The sequence below is a fragment of the Paenibacillus sp. FSL K6-2862 genome (assembly GCF_038005125.1).
Taxonomy (GTDB): domain Bacteria; phylum Bacillota; class Bacilli; order Paenibacillales; family Paenibacillaceae; genus Paenibacillus; species Paenibacillus illinoisensis_A.
On the sequence record NZ_JBBOSN010000002.1, the window covers coordinates 457,755 to 478,666 of the forward strand.

Genomic DNA, 20,912 nt, shown 5'->3' on the forward strand with positions numbered 1-20,912 from the left:
ATTTCAATCACATTAGTTGCACTTCATAAATCGACTTAAATATAAGAGGCCACAAGTGGCATATAAAGGAGAGATCTTTCGTGATTCCATTCAAAAAGTCATTACTTCTACCCGTTTTGGCAGGCATGATCGTATTTAGCGGTTGCTCTACACAAGGACAAGGCGCTTCAGAAACGAACAATGTCAACGCCGGTTCAAGCACGGTATCAGGGAAGTTGTCCTTCTATACCTCTCAGCCTGAAGAGGACGCTACGAAGCTAATCTCCGCTTTTAACGATCAATATCCCGACGTGGATGTCAGCGTCTTCCGCTCCGGGACAGAAGAAGTCACCGCTAAAATTCAAGCCGAACGTCAGGCTGGCAAAACACAAGCTGACGTCTTACTGCTCGCCGATGCAGTAACCTTTGAAAACCTGAAGCAAGAAGACCTTCTGCTCTCATATAAATCTCCAGAATTAAGCAAAATCCCTGCCGATCTAGTTGATCCTGACGGCATGTATGCGGGAACCAAGGTCATGGCTACTGTACTCGCGACCAACACGCAAAAAGTGGCCACTCCACCGACGTCGTGGAATGTACTGACAGCAGCGGACAGCAAAGACGCATCGATTATGCCAAGCCCACTCTATTCCGGTGCAGCGGCGTACAACATTGGGATATTCAGCCGCACAGATGGATTTGGTTGGGATTTTCTGCAGCAAACCAAGGATAATGGCATATCCGTTATCAAAGGAAACGGCGCTGTTATGAAAGCTGTAGCCAGCGGCGAAAAATCATACGGTGTTGTTGTGGACTACCTCGTCGCACGTGAAAAGGCCAAAGGCTCCCCGGTTGAGTTAACTTATCCAGAAGAAGGCGTGCCGATCATCACTGAGCCAGTTGGAATCATGAAAGATGCTGCCAATGTACCCGCTGCCGAAGCCTTTGTGGACTTCCTCTTATCGGAAGAAGGACAACAATTGTCAGCAGAGATCGGTTATTCCCCTATCCGGGAAGGTATTGCTCCTCCTGAAGGACTCAAGAGCGTCTCGGAAATGAAAATTTTGTCTGGTGACACGGTTAAACTTGCCGCTGATCGTGAAGCAGACAAGCAACAATTCATTCAAGTATTCGGCGAGTAATGATTGGAGCTGTTAGATATGGAAAAATCGAAGACGAACACGATCTCGTGGCAAGCAGCACGAAAAGGGCGTAAGCCCTTTTCCGCCTGGTTTGGACAGCTTCGCTGGAGTCGCTTAGGTGCTCTGCTTGGCGGAGCTGCTGTACTTATCTTTTTTGTCTACCCCCTCTTGAAATTGATTTTGCTTAGTTTTCAGAGTGAACACGGTTGGACCCTGGCTCATTACGGCGAGATGCTGCAGCAAGAGCGCTTTTGGTCGACTATCCGCAATACCTTTTATATTGTTGCAGGATCTACCCTGTTCGCACTTGTGCTTGGCATTGCACTGGCTTGGGTCGTTGCCTATACGGATATTCGAAATAAATCGGCGTTACATATGGGCATCATGCTTTGCTTCATTTTACCTTCTTATGTACTGACTTTATCCTGGTCTTCTTTTACTGGATCCCAAGGCTGGCTTGCCGGTTTACTTCAATGGATCCACCCAGACCTGGCCCCGTGGAGCATGTACAGCTTAGGCGGCATCATTTTCGTCATGGGCATTCATCATTTCCCACTCGTTTACATGTTCACGCTGGATGTACTTCGCAAGATCCCGCGTGACTTGGAGTGGGCCGCCAGAGCGGGTGGAGCTAGCAGATTTGAAGTGTTTCGTAAAATTACGCTGCCGCTTGCTCTTCCGGGTTTGACCGCTGGGGGATTACTGGTATTTCTGGCCTCGCTCGATAACTTCGGTATTCCGGCGTTTCTAGGCACGCCAGTCAATATTTCGGTGCTCAGCACGCTGATCTATGAGGAAATTATCGGATTCGGACCATCCGCCTTTGCCCGTGGTGCCTCCCTCTCCGTTCTGCTTGGAGCGGTTGCCGTAGTAGGCAGTTTGCTGCAATGGATTCTTTTGCGGAAAAGCCACGCTACGGATACGATGCAACCCGACCTTACACCGAGATACGCGTTGGGACGCATGCGCAAACCGCTGACGTGGGTCATTTGGACAGGTTTGCTGTTAATCACTGTCGTTCCTCTTTCATCGATGATTTCAATGTCTTTGAAAAGAGCTTATGGATTAGGTCTAACCCGTGCCAATATGACGTCGGACAATTATCGGTACATCCTTTTTGAAAACGAGCGTGTATGGCAATCCGTCCAAAACAGCTTGGTGCTGTCCCTGGTTACGATGCTGGTCTGCTTGGTCATCGGCTCAGGATTCGCTTATGTGAGGGTTCGCAAGCCAAGTTCATTCAACAAAATGGCTGAAATTGCTACTGCGGTTCCCTATACGTTGCCAGGCATCGTCTTCGCACTCTCCATCATCTTAGTTTGGATGGAACCGATCCCCGGTTGGAATCCAGGTATCTACGGCTCCATGTCGATCTTGTTTATTGCGTACATTTGCCGGTTCTTGATTTTGCAGATTCGCTCTAGTGTTACGTCGTTCATGCAGCTCGATTCCTCCATGGAAGAGGCTGCTCGGATTTCTGGTGCCAGGTTTTGGCGCAAATGGAGCGCTGTTTTACTGCCATTGCTGTTGCCGAGTATGTTAACCGGAGGCATGCTAGTCTTTTTGACCGCGCTGACCGAACTTACCGTGTCCGCCCTACTGTATTCCTCCGGCTCTCAAACCATTGGCGTAACGATCTTCAGTTTTGAACAGGCAGGGGACACCCTGTATTCTACCGCATTGTCCAGTCTGATCGTTGCACTCATGGCAGTAGGAGGCATCCTTCTGTTGCTCGTTCAGCGCTGGGCCTCACGCAAGGGAGTGAAGAAATCATGAGCATTCACATTAAACAGGTAAGCAAATCCTTCGGCAGCTTTCAAGCGCTGCATACCATTGATTTGACGATTGAGGATGGAGAATTCGTGGCGATCCTTGGACCATCAGGCTGCGGAAAGACGACTCTGCTACGTATCCTGGCAGGATTCGAGCAGCCTACCAGCGGCGAAGTATCGATGGACGGAAGTGTTGTAGCCGGGGCAGGCACACTGCTTCCTCCAGAAAAACGTCGGATTGGCATGATCTTTCAATCTTTCGCACTCTGGCCCCACATGAATGTAGCTGAACATGTGCGCTTCCCGATCCGAACACATAGGTCCACCCCGCCACATATCAAAAAAAATGAGCAATCCCGTATTCAGGAAGTCCTGAACATGTCCGGCTTGTCTCATTTGGCGGAGCGGATGCCCCATGAACTATCTGGGGGTCAAAAACAAAGGGTCGCGATTGCTCGGGCTATCGCACCTGAGCCGTCATTACTTCTAATGGATGAACCGCTTAGTAGCTTGGATGCCATGCTGCGTATGGACATGCGACGGGAAATTCAGCAAGTCCATCGCAATACAAGATCCGCTATCGTTTATGTTACACATGATCAAGGCGAGGCCCTTGCTATGGCTGACCGCATCATCGTCATGAAAGATGGTCGGATTGAGCAAGCAGGTACGCCACAAGATATCTATTTAAGGCCTCAGACCGAGTTTGTAGCGAAATTTGTATCGAAATCCAACTTAGTCTCCGGTCACTGGGAAGCGAACCGATTTAAGCCGAAAGGCAGCGAAAATGTGTCTTGGTCCGGGGTCAACGTTGCCGACTACTTCAAGTTGAACGGCATCTATCCCGTCAGACCTGATCAGTTTCAATTGCAACCAGATCTGCAGCCAGGCATCGGCGGTAAAATCGTGAATGTACAGTTCCAAGGGAAAGAGTTTCATTATGACATTCAAGGTGAGGCAGGTCAGTGGGAGGTCATCTCCCCGCTGTCCTTCTCCATGAACGAACAAGTCAGCCTGAACATATCATCCTTAGGCTGCGAAGGAGCGAGATATGTTGACTTCAACAAGCAAACTCATTCTCTTTGACGTCGATGGCACACTACTGGATCGCCACAACCGGATTCCGCCTTCTGCGAAGGAAGCCATCATGGCCTTAAAAACCGCCGGTCATACGGTTGCCTTGGCCTCGGGGCGTTCTCCTTTTATGCTCGAGCAGGTCAGGCAGGAACTGCAGATCGATACATATGTCTGCTTTAACGGTCAATACGTCGTAGATCAAGGAAACCTGATTCATAGTAATCCGATTCACCCAGACGCTGTGGACCAACTATCCGCGTTTGCAGCTGAACAAGAACATGCTCTAGTATTCCTGGATCATAAACAAATGAGCTGCAGCCAAGATTATCATCCCCATGTAGAGCTCTGTTTGAATTCACTTGGCGTAGCGCACCCAAGCCATCATGCTTCATTTTGTGAAAGCAGAGCAATCTATCAGACCATGCTATTCTGCACTCCTGCGGAAGAAGCACGGTATCGTAATCAGTTCGACAAGTTGCACTTTGTACGGTGGCACCCTCTCTCCATGGATGTTTTGCCTGCTGGCGGCTCCAAAGCCGAAGGCGTAACCCGACTGGCTTCCCGGTTAGGACTCAACCCGAAAGATATTTATGCGTTTGGAGATAACTACAACGATTTAGAGATGTTTCAATTTGCGGGTTGCAGTATTGCCATGGGTAACGCTCCAGAGGAGCTGAAACGTCTTGCCTCCCACGTGACGTTAAATGCAGACCATGATGGTATATGGCATGGTTTGCAGTGGACAGGGCTTATATAAATCGAAAGTTTCAAGTAAGCGAAAAGCCATCCGAGTCAAGTAAACAATAGTTTAGTTTTTAACTAGATTTAGAATCTGGATTAGGGGATATCGTTGTGGTATTAAAGCCAACCACAACGTAAATTAGACAAACTGACCTCGGTAGATTATCGAGGTCAGTTTGTCACTTAGCTATTATAAATGTTACCAAATGTATGCTTTGAGACTGATGGTGTGCGCTTCTCAACCTGTCATTATTGAAGCCAATTTAGTAAAACCCACTCTATTCAACCAATTATTATTAGTTATCTTCCACTACTTTTTCCAAGATCAGTTGTATTACCGAGCAACGGCCTTGATGAAAGACACCTTCGATTCGTTCTACTTCTCCAGTGAAGAAGTGTTTAAGTCTATAATGCTTACTCCAAGCCAATAGTTCATTTGCATTATATAGCCAGCTCTGATCTTTTGGACCACCCGTTCCATACTTAATTTGTTCTTCTTCATAAACTTCCAACAGAAGCTTTCCACCATCCTTAAGTGAACGTAGAATCTTCTCTAGGACATTGTATTGATCTTTTCGTGGAAAATGACCAAACACCATAACAGCTGCATTGTACGTTTCTATAGGCAATTCATCATGTATTAAATCTGCCTGTATAGTCTGTACCTGCACACCTTTTTTGGATGCAAGTGCCTCCGTTTTACGGAGTCCTGCTTGTGAGTAGTCATAGGCCGAAACAATATGCCCCTGTTTGGCAAGGAAAACAGCATTACGCCCCTCTCCTTCTGCGTAAGCAGCTAGTTTGGATTTCTCTTTAATATAATGTGAAGCTTTTTGTATGAATAGGTTTGCTTCCTCGCCATATACATAATCATTGCTGTCATATCTTTCATTCCAATTGGAAACTCCTGCATTGTAGTCCGTAGTATCGCTCATCAATTTAATCCTCCATTTCATGAACAAAATTTCTATATTATATTAGCACTGACATTAGAAATATCAAACGATGGATTATACATGTAATTCGCCTACTAACACTGTCATTATGAGAAACAGCCTGCCAAGAATATAATTGAAAAAGAGTGGATCCTTTGGTCATAAAAGAGATGTGTCCTCCTCCATGACTGTTTTTACCACTGCATTCAATGAAATAAGTGGGAATATAGGTCCTTTGAATTGAATGACTGTACTGTTATTTGCTCTCTTTCTTTCGATGGCAGTGTATAATATGTTGAAACCAAAATTATGGAACATAATAATATCCAGACAAAAATGCCAAAAATAATCACTCATGTCACCCCATATAAAATTGATCAACTCTTTACAACAATAATCCAATGCTCCCTCTTCACTTATGAGTACAATAGTCTGATTAACTAATTAAATTATCGACATAACAAAGACATAAGGTTTATAGTCGGAACCCATGTTAAAAATATAGGAGTAACCTAGAGTCTAGCCCACTCAGTCTCAGGATTCGACATAGCCACTGTATATTGTGATCGAGTACAACACAATCTTAAATTATGTAATGCATTACAGGTCAAGTTTATTTTTGTAGATTCAAACTCATCATATTCTTGTACATGTGATGGCGTAGAATTTCTTATGTTTGCATTGTCTCACTTGTAATTTCATTCACGTACTGAGAACAGTAGAATAATGCTCTTAAGTAAATGAAAAATTTCCAGAGTACACTTCTGATTAGATCGATTTAGTTCTTTCAGAGAATAACTTCATTAAGTAGAAAAGCAGCTTCTTGGTGAGCTGCTTTTCTACTTAAATATTGATATTACTGTTTCATAACAAAATTCGAAGTTCTTATTGAGAAGTGTCTACATAGATCCAGCAACGATTTGAATCTGATCAAGCGAAATTCGATTTACAAATTTACTAAACTTCTCTTTGCCTTTGGCATTATTTTTATAAAAATTAATAATTGCTGTAATAACAGAACTGAGTTGGTCTTCTGCTACTCCAGAGAGCAGCAACTTAGCGAAGGAAGTTTTAAGTCCCTTTGATTCACCACCCACATAAATATCAAACTTATCTCTCATTTTGACAACACCGATATCCTTAATTAACGGTTCACTCGTACCTAGTGCACATCCGGCATATCCAATCTTTAAGGGTGTGGGTGTTTCTATACCAGCTATTGCTTTATTTAAGCTTTTTGCAGTTTCAAGTCCTCCCTCTTCTGATCCTCTACAAAAATTGCATGCAATCAGGCTTTTTGTAACAAAACCCGCCGGATTTACTTCAAGTCCATTTTGCTCGAGTACTTGCTTAATTGCATCTCGGTGTTCAGAGGGGATTTCTGCATATAGCTGTTTAAAGCCTGTCATTTCAACCTTTGCATCCTGCCCAATAATTTCACCTATTATAATAAGCTGGCTAGGAGTAAAAAGACTTCCTCCAAGTTGAATCGCAGGACTGATGGCTATTTTGACTGTTTCACCCATAATATATATTGGCTCCTTTACTAGAAACAAAGAATTCTACTTGATATTAATTACAAAAGGAACAGTTATAACACTCCCCTGATGTTGGAACTGACCCCAAACTTTATATAGACCTGATTTAGGAAAGGAAGTCATAAAAATTGCCTCCGGACCAGTTCCGTTTTCGTTGGTTGGGTGAACATGAAGGTAAGTCTCAGCATCCTTGGATAGGATAACAACATGACCTACAGTACCCATATATGGTTCCAAATTGCTGATTTTCTCCTTAGTTTTGGCATCAGTTAAGTTGAACGTAAGGGTCACTTCCTCCTCTGCGTTCAAACTGCTTAAAGTGAGTTCGACCTCTTTCCCTTCGACAACTTTCATAAGTCTCTTATCAGCTTGGACTGTCTCATGTATATTCACTTCCCCTTCTACCTTCACCCAATGACTGATTGAAGTACTTGATCCAGCCTCTGGAACAAAATCTGCAATGACTTTGTACTCTCCACCAAATGGGAACAGTATATCGACAGTAAAGTTACCTTCACCATCGAAATCAGGATGGATATGATTGAAGTAGGAAAGGTCTTTGCTTACAACGATCAGATGCATTAATTTATCATGACCCATTTTGAAATGCTTTACTAAATTTCCGTTGGAATCGAAAATATGAATATTCAGCAATACATTTTCATTTTCTTTTACTGTTCCTCCAGGAAAAGAAAAAGATGCTGAAAAATTGCTATCCGCAAGGTGATTGGTATGGTGATGATGGCTGTGACCACCTTGGCCTTCTGAATGTGCACTCTCCTTCGGAGATTTATTAGCCCATTTCAAACCTGAAAATACGCTTGTAGAAATAAACATGATTTATCTCCTCCTCTTGTAAATCCCCGCCTGATTTTGGCCATTTCCTTTTATCCTCTTATCTTCACTCTCTGCAATCTAAGAGCATTGAGAACTACCGATACAGAACTCAATGCCATCGCAGCTCCTGCTACCCAAGGAGCCAGCAGTCCAATTGCAGCTATAGGGATACCCAGCGTATTATAACCGAGTGCCCAGAACAAGTTTTGCTTAATATTACTCATCGTCTTGCGGCTCATATAAATTGCATCAGGAATACTAGAGAGATCCCCGCGCATGAGAGTAACATCTGCTGCCTCCATCGCAACATCTGTACCCGTACCGATGGCCATACCGATGTCGGCAGTTGCGAGAGCAGGAGCATCATTGATTCCGTCTCCGACCATAGCCACTTTTTTGCCTTGTTTTTGCAATTTCTTCACTTCTTCTGCTTTTCCTTCAGGGAGAACTTCGGCCCTTACTTGGTCAATCCCCACTTGTGCTGCTATCGCTTTGGCCGTCCGTTCATTATCTCCGGTAATCATAATGACCTGGATCCCCATAGCTTTTAGACGGCTTACAGCAGCTTTTGAAGTTTCTTTTATCGTATCAGCCACAGCTACCATTCCTGCATAATGTTTATCAATCGAAACGAGCATAGCTGTTTTCCCCGCCTCTTCCAAAAGAGACATTGAATCAAAGGCTGGTCTTGCGTCGACCCCATGATTTTCTAAAAGTCTACGAGTCCCTATAAGCAGTTGCTTTCCTTCCACAACAGCTTTAATTCCGAATCCAGGAATAGCTTCAAATGAATCCGTTCCTGGTATTTCAACCTTACGAGCCTGGATGCCGGCGACAATGGCTTCCGCTAGTGGATGCTCCGAATTTCTCTCTGCAGCACCAACGAGTCTAAGAAATTCTAATTCGTTAATTTGGGTCAAAACATCAGTTAATTCTGGCTTTCCCTTCGTTACCGTACCCGTTTTGTCTAGAATAATTGTGTCAACCTTATGTGTTTGCTCTAAATGCTCTCCACCCTTAAACAGTACACCAAGTTCTGCAGCCCGTCCCGATCCTGCCATAATTGAAGTTGGGGTGGCAAGTCCGAGTGCACATGGACATGCAATAACCAGGATGGCAATTGCCTTCTCCAATGCACCAGAGAAATCCCCAGGAGTAATAAAGAAATACCATATCAAAAAGGCAATTACGGAGATGCCCACCACAACAGGTACAAAAATACCGGAAATCACATCCGCTACCCGCTGTATCGGCGCTTTGGATCCCTGCGCTTCCTCCACTACCTTAATAATTTGTGCTAAGGCAGTTTCTTTTCCGACTTTTGTGGCTTTAATTCGAAGCATCCCGTTTTTATTGATCGTCGCTCCGATTACATCATCTCCGACTTTCTTCTCTACAGGAAGACTTTCACCCGTAAGCATTGACTCATCAACTGAGGATACTCCTTCCAGTACTTCACCATCCACTGGTACTTTGTCACCTGGACGGATCAGGACAACGTCCCCTACGATTACTTCGTCAACTGGAATTGAGAGCTCCTTACCTTCGCGAACAACCAAAGCCGCTTTCGCTTGTAGCCCCATTAAAGATTTAATGGCTTCTGAAGTCCTTCCTTTTGCTAGCGCTTCGAAAAGTTTCCCCATAATTACTAAGGTAATAAGGATTGCACTTGTCTCAAAGTAGAGGGACGGTACATTATGCATTCCATCATTCATTCTCGACCAGTCAATTGTCAGATACAGACTATAAAAGTAAGCTGCCGAAGTGCCCAGTGAGACCAAAACATCCATATTGGCACTACCATTACGAAGAGCCTTATATGCCGCTACGTAAAATTGTTTACCAATATAAAATTGTACCGGGGTAGCTAAAATAAGTTGAATCCAAGGATTCATTAGAAAATCTGGCATGTAAATCCACGAGGTAAATGAGAAATGAGCCACCATTGTCCAAATTAAAGGGAATGAGAGAATAGCCGAGATTAACAATTTTCGTTTTTGATTACTAATTTCTTTACTCCGGTAATCAGCTGTTTTTTGTGATTCTTCTTTAAGAACAGCATTGTATCCCAATTTTTTAACCTTGTTTTGCATCTCCTCAATGGATATCTCACTCGGGGAGTATTCAACTCGGGCAGTCTCCATCGCAAAGTTGACCGAAGTACTTGTAACCCCTGGCAGCTTGCTTAACCCCTTTTCAATCTTGTTCGCACATGCTGCACAAGTCATACCTTCAAGGTTAAACTGAGCTACCTCTGAAGCTGTACCATAGCCAAGCTTTTTAATGGTTTCCTCCAGATTTCCACGTTCTATCTTTGTGGGATCATACGTTACGTTGGCTTTTTCTAGAGCAAAGTTTACATTAGCCGAGGTGACTCCATCCATTTTACTAAGCCCTTTTTCAATTCGATTTGCACAAGCTGCACAAGTCATACCCGTGATCTGCAAGCTTGATTGTTTACTTTGAGCCTCTGTCTCTTCCATAACTGCTCACTCCCTCAACATAAAACCATGATTTATAAGATATCGTATCCTTGTTCTTCTACAACCTCTTTAATTCGTTCAAGTGAAACTTGACTTTCTTCAAATTTGACATTAACCGACTCACTTTGAAGATCCACTTTCGCGACTGCACCCATCTCTTTAAGTGCACTTTCAATAGAATTCACACAATGTTGACAGCTCATCCCTTGAACCTTCAATGTGATATTTTTCATCTTTCATCATCCTCCGTTTTTAAAAAGTAATTTGTAAAAATAAGTTTGAGAATCTACATACGAAAAAATCCCTCTATCAATTACTATACCCCTCTATCCTATAATAAAACGTAAAAAGCAGAAGTAAGCAATTTATTTGACTTAAATGACTTCCAACACTTGTATCTTGTATCCTTGTGCCTCAATAGATTCTTTAATCTGTTTCAGTGAAACCTGACTTTCTTCAAATGTTAAATCCACTGATTTTTTCTTAAGATCCACTTTCCCATTTGCTCCGATTTCATGTAAAGCCCCTTCAATTGATCTCACGCAATGCTGACAGCTCATACCTTCGATTTTTAAAATGCTGCTTTTCATAAATAATCTTCCTTCCTCTATGCTGAATTATGATTAGTATTTCTTTTTTCCAGAATTGTTATCCCTCTAACACTATACCCCCCCACCCTATATAAGTCAAATATTTTTTACCCCCACCCCCTATTTTTAAACCGTCTTCAAAATCCCCTAATGTATAAGATAAATAAGCACACAAATTATTCGTATAATGAAATTGAGAAAGGAGGAGTATGTGTGGATAGACCAAAAAAGTCATTGTATGTGCACAAAACTAATTCATTCACACTTATTACCTTTACTACTTACATGCCTATTGAAGTATTGGATAGATTTCTTTTGCTGATTATACAGCTCTGCTTTTGGACACTGACTATATGTTTTCGGGGTATCTTGCGTATGACCATTATTTTGCTGGCAGAAACATTATTCATAAAAAACGACACAAGGATATAATATTTGTGAATGAGCTATAACGCTAATGACAACACTCATGGGATTGAATTTAACCTTTGTCTTTCCCATTAATAAGTAAGAAGGAGCACACTTTAATTAGCGTTAAAGATAACAACGATGGAACATTTATAACGTTCAAAATAAAAAAAGTTAAAAAAGCCGGGAATCAACATTGGAACTGACCCCGAAACGTGAGACAAATCAAAACATCTTCAAGAGAATGACTCCTAAGGAGGACAACTTGGAGGTGTTTTTTCGTTGGCAACAAGAGTTAGTTATCCACTGGAAACAAAGAAAAAGGCTATTGAAATGAAATTAGCGGGCATTCCCGTAAAGGAGATCATGGAGCAGCTCAACATTCGAAATAAGACACAGATTGAAACCTGGATGAGATGGTATCGCAGTGGTGAGTTGAAACGACTCGAACAGCCTGTTGGAAAACAGTACAGCTATGGTAAAGGGCCTGATTTCTCTTCAGAACTTGAGATGGTAAAAGCTGAAAATCGGTTTCTCAGACAGCAATTAGATGTGTTAAAAAAGTACAAGGAGATCGAAAGGAAGTGGAGCCGAAGATTGTAGTCGCCTGGATGGAAGCCATTCGTGGAAATGTTAGTGTGTCACAAGCTTGTCAGTGGCTTGGAATCGCTCGTGCTTCTTACTATCGCTGGAGAGCCGCATTCAAGAGCGCTAAGCAGGATCAAACCACGGAGAGAATTCGTGAGCTCTGTGCCCAACATAAATTCCGTTATGGATACCGGAAAATTACAGCTTTGCTGAGGCTGGAACAGAGAATTAACCACAAACGCGTACAACGTATTATGCAAACTGAACATTTATAGTGTCGTGTCAAAGTAAAGAAACGGAAGCCAACAGGACAACCTGCGTACGTGGCTGAACATCGGTTACAACGTCAATTTCAAGCGGATATGCCCATGCAAAAACTCGTTACTGATATTACGTACCTGCCGTTTGGTGGGCGAACCCTCTACCTCTCGAGCATTTTAGACTTGTTTAACGGGGAGATTGTAGCGTACAGTATAGCGGACAGACAGGACACCGCCTTTGTGTTGGATACGTTAAATCAACTTCCAAGCTTATCGGGTACGGTACTGCATAGCGATCAAGGAAGCGTATATACGTCTCAGGCGTATCAAGACGCTGTAAAATCAAAAGGCATTACCATGAGCATGTCCCGCAAGGGAACGCCCGCTGATAATGCCCCCATACGAATCGTTTCATTCCACACTAAAGTCTGAAACGTTCTACCTCGAAGGTTTAACCTGCACAACGACGGCCATCGTTGAGCAGACCGTTCGAGATTATATTACTTACTATAACTCAATTCGGATTCAAACAAAACTAAAGAACCAGTCGCCGGTTAATTTTCGACGACTGGCAGCTTAACTTATAAGGTGTTTTGATCCCTGTCTCACAAATAGGGTGCAGTCCCATTCTGCTGAATGGATCCTGGCTTCTTTAATTGCTTGGCTAATTAATCACTAATTGTTCCGTCAACAACCAGCTCAAGCTCTCCTGTTTTTGACTCGATAACTAGGCCGTGAACCGGTACAGTAGCAGGCAGAAGAGGATGGTTTTTAATGATGTCGACAGTCTCAATGACACCCTCACGTTCGGAATTAAAACCTCGTAGCCAGTCTTTCAGTTTAATTCCAGAATTTTCAATTGTATTCAGCACATCTCGAGAAATACCGTGTTCCTTCATAGAGTTAATCATCCGTTCAGCATTAAGCGATGCTACGCCGCAGCCCAGATGGCCAATCACCATCACCTCTTCAGCGCCTAGCTCATAAATTGCAACTAGAACGCTTCGCATAACTGACCCGAAAGGATGAGATACGATAGCACCAGCATTTTTAATAATTTTAACATCTCCGTTACGCAGATTCATAGCTTTGGGCAGCAGTTCAATCAACCGCGTATCCATACAGGTCACGATAGCCAATTTCTTTTGGGGAAATTTATCCGTAACATAGGCTTCGTATTTTTTGTCGGCTACAAATTCTTTGTTGAAGGCAAGGATGGACTGAACGTTACTCATTTTGATTTTCCTCCGATTCTTCTATCATTAATGTGCAGACTGGAAGGACTACTTTAAACTGAATGCATAATCAGAATTCTATTAGTCAGTCTTCATTGACTCTTTTGGTTCAAAGTTGCTCATCATATAAGTCTTATATCCTCCTGTCAGGTTACGGACTTTAAAGCCATGCTGTTGAAGGATCCGGGCTGATGTATAACCGCGGAGCCCCACTTGGCAATATACCCAAATCTCTTTCTGGGGATCTAGTTCGGTTAAACGCATTCTCAACTCATCCACTGGAATATTAATTGAACCAAGGATATGTCCATCTTGATGTTCATGCTCTGATCTGACATCTATAAGCATGGTGGTCTCTTCATTCCGATGCCGTAAGTTATCCGCAACGAACACATCTGTTTTTCCAGTCAATACATTTTCAGCGACATAGCCGAGCATATTCACCGGGTCCTTGGCAGAAGAGAATGGTGGTGCGTATGCGAGATCAAGCTCGGTTAAATCAGTAACAGAACCTCCAAAATGAAGCAAAGTTGCTATTTCGTCTATTCGTTTGTCGACCCCTGTATGGCCAACGGCGGAAGCCCCTAATATTTTGCCCTGTGGATCAAACAGTAGCTTCATCGTAATCGGAGTTGCACCTGGATAATAGGTTGCATGAGCATTAGGATGAGCATAAACGACATGATATGCTGTCCCAATCTCTTTCAGTTTTTTTTCGTTCAATCCAGTTTGGGCACCTGTCAAATTAAATACCTTTATAATAGATGTGCCCTGAGAAGATCTGTAAGTTGTATTCAGACCTGAAATGCGGTCAGCCACTATTCTTCCTTGCTTGTTGGCTGGTCCAGCCAAAGGAATGGCTGAAGCTTTTCCACTGCTATTGGCATGAATCTCAACAGCGTCGCCTACTGCATATATTCCTTCGAAATTGGTTTCAAGGGCTTCGTTCACCTGGATATGTCCTCGCTCACCTAGCTTAATTCCACTGCCTACCAAGAAACCGGTTTCCGGTGCAACGCCTACTGCCATGATTACAATATCACTAATTAGCGTCTTCCCACTTTCTAGTAAGATTCTAACCTGGGATCCGTGCTCTTCAAACGATAGGACTTTATCATTGAAGATAAGACTCACATCGTTCTCTTCCATTTCTTTAGTCATCATACCAGCCATTTCCGGATCAAAGGAATTCATTAACTGTGGCCCAGCTTGAACAAGAGTAACTCCCAGACCAGCAATTCTGAGATTCTCTGCCATTTCGACTCCAATATACCCTCCGCCAACCACTACGGCAGTGCGGGTATTTGGGGAGATTACCTGTTCTTTAATTCGATCCGTATCAGGAATGTTGCGTACGGAATAAATGTTCGGATGATCAATTCCTGGTAGAGCAGGGCGTATGGGTTTAGCTCCCGGTGAAAGGACAAGCGCGTCATAGCTTTCTTCATATGTTCCTCTTTCTTGGCTTTGAATGATTACCTTTTTGACAGACGGATCAATGGAAACTACTTCGCTTTGAGTTCTAATATCCAGATTGAAGCGTTGAGTCATTGCTTCGGGTGTTTGTACAATTAGCTTGGAGCGATCTTGAATTGTATCTCCTATATAGTAAGGCAGCCCGCAATTAGCAAATGAAATATACTCGTCTCGTTCAAACATTACTATATGCGCATCTTCATCCAGACGTCGCAAACGTGCGGCAGCAGATGCCCCGCCTGCCACACCACCAACGATAATAACTTTTTTGCTCATTTTTCTTCCTCCTAATAATATGTTAACAACCCTCTGCGTCTTTTATCGTTTATACCTTTTCAAAAGCATATGAGCATCTAAGATACCTAAATTCACTTGCCTCTACAGATGCTAAAGTAGAGGTATGACGCAAGTCCAATCGTTGAGATTTAGGCTGAAAAAGTCGATTAGTTAATGCATCTCTGCAGTGAAAACCCTAAATTCTAGACGCTTCTTCACTTATGTTTGCTAATCATGTTCTTGAGAGCTTTTTTTGATTGTACTCCGGTTAAAGATTCTATAGGTTTTCCATCTTTGAACAAGATCAGTGTCGGAATGCTCATTACTCTAAATGCCTGACTGATTATTGGATTCTCATCCACATTTAGTTTAGTAATTGTAGCTTCGTCACCCATTTCCAGATCCAGTTCATCCAGTACCGGAGCGAGCATTCTACATGGTCCGCACCATGGAGCCCAAAAGTCTACTAAAGTCAATCCATTTTGAATATCATTCTCGAAAGTTTTGTCAGTTGTGTGTGAAACTCCCATCATGGTCCCTCCTAGTGAATTAAATTCTGTCAAACTGATCGTAGATTCGATCCAACTTTTCTTTCAAATCTCCAAAACGCACAAATCTGTCTTCTCGCAAAAATTCCTTACGCTCAATTATTAAAAGCATAATAGGTGCTGCTAAGATTAAAAACTTCTCTGCGACTGCCTCTACCTTGCTAGCATCTATGTGCCCAAAAGAAATGAGAGGGTAGTCAGCAAGGAGTTCCTCCAGCTTGGGTAGCAGAGCATGGCAGGTGCTACAATCGGGACTAGAAACGTACAGAAAACTCAATGCGTGATTTTCTAGAAACGTGTCGATTTCCTCGACTGTAGTCAGTTGAAATATGTCCTTCATCAAACTCCCACTTTCTTAGGTAGAAACCAATTTCCATTTCTCTAAATCACTCTCTTATATTGCAGGCACATCGCCATCAATTTTGATGTGTACGCCAGCCTTCTTGAATGTTCATAATGATTATCTACTTTGTATAGTTAACTAGTTAAATAATCATTTATGTATACAATTTATTCTTTGTGTAAGCTTTTGTCAAGAGTCTTGCAAGTTTAACAAGGTTTTGCATTTGCTCTAACTTAGGAGCAATCTAGCTTTTCGATACTTCTTACGTCGTAAATAATCTAATTAATAGACAACTAGGGAAGTATCGTTTAGAAATGTACTACTCAGGACATACAACTTACAAACGATTTACCTGTTCCTCTTATTCGTCCACCAAGGGTCAAATTAAACAGCTAGTAATGGTATACATCAGCTTCTTTCCATCAATCAGCTGTCATCCAGCTAGAGATAGATGGGAACACCGCTCAAAAGTATTTACGGAAGGAATCCTGCTCATGCAAAATAGGCGCGTAACACAATTCATTGAAGAAGAAATCTCTTATAAGTCAAATTGACGACGACCTCCTGTGCGGGCCATATCCAATTGTTCGGCTCGTATTGCAACAAATTAAATTAAATACAACTGACGAAGCAGTATAACAATCATCTTGATCGGTTCAACTCTTAATATATCGCTTCTGCTTAACATAATCAGAAAACTATCAGGCTCTCATGTATATCAGTATTACAAAAAAGCCGGTTTTAACCGGCTTTATATAAATTTTATATCGAAAAGCCCTACGACTTCCGCAATGTCTTCCGGCATTTAACTTCGTGTCGGCGCTTTCTTAGCGAAATATCCAACTGGACTAGATTATTAACTACTCACCCAATACTGCCTTCCATTTCGAACTTGATCAATCTGTTCATTTCTACCGCATATTCCATCGGCAATTCCTTAGTGAACGGTTCAATAAAGCCCATAACAATCATTTGCGTAGCTTCAGCTTCGGTCAGACCACGGCTCATCAGATAGAAGAGTTGGTCCTCGGATACTTTGGATACCGTAGCCTCATGCTCGAGTACAATGTTATTATTCAAGATTTCATTGTAAGGAATCGTATCGGATGTGGAGTCGTTATCCAAAATGAGTGTGTCACATTTGACATTAGCTTTGGCACCTTCCGCCTGACGACCAAAGGAAGCCAGACCACGGTAGGTTACTTTACCACCATGCTTACTGATGGACTTGGATACAATCGTTGAAGTCGTGTCTGGAGCCAAGTGGATCATTTTCGCACCTGCATCCTGATGCTGATTTTTACCAGCTACAGCGATGGAAAGTACGGAACCTTTTGCTCCACGGCCTTTCAATACAACAGCTGGATATTTCATTGTCAGTTTGGATCCGATGTTACCATCAACCCATTCCATTGTTGCATTCTCTTCAGCAACTGCACGTTTGGTTACCAGGTTGTAGATGTTGGGTGCCCAGTTTTGAATCGTAGTGTAACGAACACGGGCATTTTTCTTACAGATGATCTCAACCACGGCACTGTGGAGTGAGTTCGTGCTGTAAATTGGAGCTGTACAGCCCTCAACATAGTGAACGAAGCTGTCTTCGTCAGCAATGATAAGCGTACGCTCGAATTGTCCCATATTCTCGGAGTTAATCCGGAAATAGGCTTGCAGAGGCACTTCACATTTAACGCCCTTAGGCACGTAGATGAAGCTTCCTCCAGACCATACGGCACTGTTCAGTGCTGAAAATTTGTTGTCCGCTGGCGGAATTACTGTAGCGAAGTATTCACGAAGGATTTCCGGGTGCTCTCTAAGAGCCGTATCGGTATCCATGAAGATTACGCCTTGGTCTTCTAGTTCTTTTTGCATGTTGTGGTATACAACCTCAGATTCGTACTGAGCGGATACACCTGCAAGGAACTTTTGTTCTGCTTCAGGAATACCCAGTTTATCAAAGGTTTCCTTGATTTCGGAAGGAACCTCTTCCCATGTTTTACCTTGTTTTTCAGAAGGACGAACATAGTACTGGATATCGTTGAAATCCAGCTCATCGAGATCTCCGCCCCATTTTGGCATTGGCATTTTCTCGAACTGTTTCAGAGCTTTCAAGCGGAACTCGAGCATCCACTCCGGTTCGTTTTTAATCCGGGAAATTTCGGTAACGACTTCTGCAGTCAGACCTTTACCGGTTTGAAAGATGGATTTGTGCTCATCGCGAAAACCATATTTATACTCTTCCATTTCTGGTGCTTTTTTAGCCATCTTGCTCTACCTCCCTATCGTTATTGTACATTGTCCTCTTCGTCAATCCCTTTGCGTAATGCATTCCAGGCCAGAGTGGCACATTTGATGCGTGCAGGGAACTTGTTCACACCGGATAGGGCTTCGAGATCTTCATAATCGTCGAAATCGACTTCTTCCCCTTTCATCAGTGAGGAAAAACGGTCAGCCAGATCGAGTGCCTGTTCCATCGATTTGCCTTTGACAGCATCGGTCATCATGGACGCCGACGACATGCTGATGGAACAGCCTTCTCCCGTATACTTGGCTTCCTGGACGATTCCGTCTTTCAGTAAAGCTGCAATGAAATCCGGTCGCCGCACGTAGGATTGTTCAAATTCACCGTGGCAGCGTCATTATCAAATGTTCCGCGATTACGCGGGTTTTTGTAGTGGTCCATTATGACACGCCGGTACAGATCATCAAGTTGCATCGCCAAAATACTCCTTTGTCTGAATTAAGGCGCTGACAAGCCGGTCCACATCTTGTTCATTATTATATAGATAGAAGCTGGCACGAGCTGTTGAGCTGACTTGCAGCCAGCGCATAAGCGGCTGGCAGCAGTGGTGTCCGGCACGAATGGCTACACCACTCGCATCCAATACAGTTGCCACATCATGTGGATGTACGTCCCCCAGGTTGAAGGTGACCACACCAACATGACGCTTCGCTGGACCATAGATGGTCAGCCCGTCAATCTCTGCCATACGTTCTGTTGCATAAGCTGCCAATACACTTTCATGATGGGCAATCTCATCCATGCTAATCTGCTCCAGAAAATCGATGGCTGCACCCAGACCTACCGCACCTGCGATAATAGGGGTTCCGCCTTCGAATTTCCAAGGAAGCTCTTTCCAATTGGATTCATAGAGACCAACCTCATCAATCATTTCACCGCCGAACTCAACCGGTTCCATGGACTCCAGCAGCGCCTTTTTGCCGTAAAGTGCACCGATTCCGGTTGGTCCGCACATTTTGTGACCAGACAATGCATAGAAATCACAGTCGAGATCCTGTACGTCCACCTTCATATGCGGAGTGCTCTGTGCGCCATCTACAACAATGACAGCGCCATTGCGGTGTGCAATTTCAGCAATTTGTTTTACCGGATGAATGACACCCATGACATTGGATACATATGCGATTGCTACAATTTTTGTTTTGTTCGTAATCGTCTTCTCCACATCTGCCAAATCGATATTGCCATCGGGCTGAAGCGGAATGTATTTCAATGTTGCACCTGTCTCCTTGGCTACCTGCTGCCAAGGAATTAGGTTGCTGTGATGTTCCATCGGTGTGATAACGATCTCGTCGCCTTCTTTGCAGACAGACCGGCCGTAGGACGAAGCCACCAAATTGAGGGCTGTTGTTGTCCCACGGGTGAAAATGATCTCCTGTGTACGACGTGCGTTGATAAACTTGGCAACCTTCTCGCGTGCACCTTCATAGGCATCCGTTGCCCGGCTTCCAAGTGTATGCACACCGCGATGCACATTGGAGTTCTCAAATTCATAATAATGCTTAATCGCATTGATAACGGCCAGCGGCTTCTGGGATGTCGCTGCGTTATCTAAATATACGAGTGGGTGTCCGTTAATTTCCTGGTGGAGGATCGGGAACTGCTCGCGGATGGATGGGTTCATTGTCCCAGTTTCCGTTCAATAAGGGACTGCAATTGGGTACGCAGTGCCTCCAGAGGAATATCCGCCACCACCGGAGCCAGGAAGCCGTAAATAATCAGACGTTCAGCATCCGTACGGTTAATCCCGCGAGACATCAAGTAATGGATCTGTTCAGCATTGACTTGACCTACGGAAGCCGCGTGACCTGCTGTAACATCGTCCTCGTCGATCAGAAGAATTGGGTTGGCATCTCCGCGTGCTTTCGGGCTCAGCATCAGTACTTTCTCTGTTTGCTGACCGTCCGCTTTGGTTGCACCTTTCTCAATTTTCGTGATTCCGTTGATGATGGCAGAAGCTTCTTCACGCATAACTGCGCGAGTAATCATCTGGCTCGGCGTGTTTTTGCCGAAGTGACGAGCTTCTGTAGTGTAGTTGATTTTTTGGGATCCGGAACCAACAGCGATGACTTTCGAATCCGAGCTGGAGCCATTGCCTTTCAGCACGGACATCGTATTGCTGGCTGTATCGCCGTTGTTCATTTCACCAACGATCCACTCGATTGTTCCATCGTTCTCAACCACTGCACGGCGGAAGGAAACATCAGTAACATTCGTAGATAGCTGATGAACAGACGCGAAACGTACTTTTGCACCGGATTTTACGAAGACTTCCACGACACCGTTATGGAAAACAGGTGCGGACAGTTCGCCGGAAACATAGTTGTCAACGTAAGTTACAGAGCTGTTCGCTTCAGCAACAACGAGGACATGAGGTGCAAATGT

At 43.6% G+C, this 20,912-nt stretch carries 17 protein-coding genes and 2 pseudogenes; 5 read left to right on the top strand and 14 right to left on the bottom strand.

Annotated elements, in window-relative coordinates; translation table 11 throughout:
* Positions 1-125 precede the first annotated feature (125 nt).
* Genes MHB82_RS31965 through MHB82_RS31980 form a run of 4 tightly spaced genes read left to right on the top strand, consistent with a single transcriptional unit; the run spans position 126 to position 4,727 of the window.
* Positions 126-1,121 (top strand): ABC transporter substrate-binding protein, encoded by a 996-nt coding sequence (locus MHB82_RS31965; RefSeq protein WP_445671298.1) that lies wholly within the window; start codon positions 126-128, stop codon positions 1,119-1,121.
* Between the two features lie 18 nt (positions 1,122-1,139).
* Positions 1,140-2,897, top strand: coding sequence for an ABC transporter permease (locus MHB82_RS31970; protein ID WP_341177111.1), 1,758 nt, complete (start codon positions 1,140-1,142; stop codon positions 2,895-2,897).
* Positions 2,894-3,979 (top strand): ABC transporter ATP-binding protein, encoded by a 1,086-nt coding sequence (locus MHB82_RS31975; protein WP_341177112.1) that lies wholly within the window; start codon positions 2,894-2,896, stop codon positions 3,977-3,979. The genes MHB82_RS31970 and MHB82_RS31975 overlap by 4 nt, the downstream gene beginning before the upstream one ends.
* Entirely contained in the window at positions 3,945-4,727 is a 783-nt protein-coding gene (locus MHB82_RS31980) for a Cof-type HAD-IIB family hydrolase (protein WP_341177113.1), read from the top strand. The genes MHB82_RS31975 and MHB82_RS31980 overlap by 35 nt, the downstream gene beginning before the upstream one ends.
* 280 nt (positions 4,728-5,007) lie before the next feature.
* Here MHB82_RS31980 and MHB82_RS31985 read toward each other — a convergent pair whose 3' ends face one another.
* The 6 genes from MHB82_RS31985 to MHB82_RS32010 form a co-directional block, all read right to left on the bottom strand.
* A complete protein-coding gene (locus MHB82_RS31985; protein ID WP_341177114.1) occupies positions 5,008-5,646 on the bottom strand; it encodes a class I SAM-dependent methyltransferase in 639 nt (212 codons plus the stop codon).
* A gap of 899 nt (positions 5,647-6,545) precedes the next feature.
* Positions 6,546-7,172: a nitrite reductase gene (locus MHB82_RS31990; protein WP_341177115.1), complete on the bottom strand. Its 627-nt coding sequence runs from the start codon at positions 7,170-7,172 to the stop codon at positions 6,546-6,548.
* Positions 7,173-7,208: 36 nt separating this feature from the next.
* A complete protein-coding gene (locus MHB82_RS31995) occupies positions 7,209-8,021 on the bottom strand; it encodes a hypothetical protein (protein ID WP_341177116.1) in 813 nt (270 codons plus the stop codon).
* Positions 8,022-8,071: 50 nt separating this feature from the next.
* Complete coding sequence (locus MHB82_RS32000; protein ID WP_341177117.1) at positions 8,072-10,504, bottom strand: heavy metal translocating P-type ATPase; 2,433 nt, start codon at positions 10,502-10,504, stop codon at positions 8,072-8,074.
* A 32-nt stretch (positions 10,505-10,536) separates the two neighbouring features.
* Positions 10,537-10,737, bottom strand: coding sequence for a copper ion binding protein (locus MHB82_RS32005; RefSeq protein ID WP_341177118.1), 201 nt, complete (start codon positions 10,735-10,737; stop codon positions 10,537-10,539).
* Between the two features lie 141 nt (positions 10,738-10,878).
* On the bottom strand, positions 10,879-11,094 hold the full coding sequence (locus MHB82_RS32010) for a cation transporter (RefSeq protein WP_341177119.1): 216 nt from the start codon (positions 11,092-11,094) through the stop codon (positions 10,879-10,881).
* A 690-nt stretch (positions 11,095-11,784) separates the two neighbouring features.
* On the opposite strand from MHB82_RS32010, the pseudogene MHB82_RS32015 reads away from it, so the two are divergent.
* Positions 11,785-12,930 (top strand): annotated as a pseudogene (locus tag MHB82_RS32015) (IS3 family transposase).
* 88 nt (positions 12,931-13,018) lie between these two features.
* On the opposite strand, the gene MHB82_RS32020 reads toward MHB82_RS32015, so the two are convergent.
* The 8 genes and pseudogenes from MHB82_RS32020 to sufD form a co-directional block, all read right to left on the bottom strand.
* On the bottom strand, positions 13,019-13,585 hold the full coding sequence (locus tag MHB82_RS32020) for a beta-class carbonic anhydrase (RefSeq protein WP_341177120.1): 567 nt from the start codon (positions 13,583-13,585) through the stop codon (positions 13,019-13,021).
* An 81-nt stretch (positions 13,586-13,666) separates the two neighbouring features.
* A complete protein-coding gene (locus MHB82_RS32025; RefSeq protein WP_341177121.1) occupies positions 13,667-15,337 on the bottom strand; it encodes an FAD-dependent oxidoreductase in 1,671 nt (556 codons plus the stop codon).
* Between the two features lie 215 nt (positions 15,338-15,552).
* A complete protein-coding gene (gene trxA / locus MHB82_RS32030) occupies positions 15,553-15,867 on the bottom strand; it encodes a thioredoxin (RefSeq protein ID WP_341177122.1) in 315 nt (104 codons plus the stop codon).
* A 19-nt stretch (positions 15,868-15,886) separates the two neighbouring features.
* Positions 15,887-16,225, bottom strand: a complete 339-nt coding sequence (locus tag MHB82_RS32035; protein ID WP_341177123.1) for a thioredoxin family protein — start codon at positions 16,223-16,225, stop codon at positions 15,887-15,889.
* An 867-nt stretch (positions 16,226-17,092) separates the two neighbouring features.
* On the bottom strand, positions 17,093-18,490 hold the full coding sequence (gene sufB / locus MHB82_RS32040; protein WP_341177124.1) for a Fe-S cluster assembly protein SufB: 1,398 nt from the start codon (positions 18,488-18,490) through the stop codon (positions 17,093-17,095).
* 20 nt (positions 18,491-18,510) lie between these two features.
* Positions 18,511-18,941: pseudogene (gene sufU / locus MHB82_RS32045) on the bottom strand (Fe-S cluster assembly sulfur transfer protein SufU).
* The gene (locus tag MHB82_RS32050) at positions 18,931-20,151 is read right to left on the bottom strand and encodes a cysteine desulfurase (protein ID WP_341177125.1); all 1,221 of its coding nucleotides are present in this window, start codon (positions 20,149-20,151) and stop codon (positions 18,931-18,933) included. Before MHB82_RS32050 ends, sufU begins: the two are co-directional and overlap by 11 nt.
* The coding region (gene sufD / locus MHB82_RS32055) for a Fe-S cluster assembly protein SufD (protein ID WP_341177126.1) at positions 20,148-20,912 on the bottom strand (765 nt) is incomplete at its 5' end. The genes sufD and MHB82_RS32050, both read right to left, overlap by 4 nt.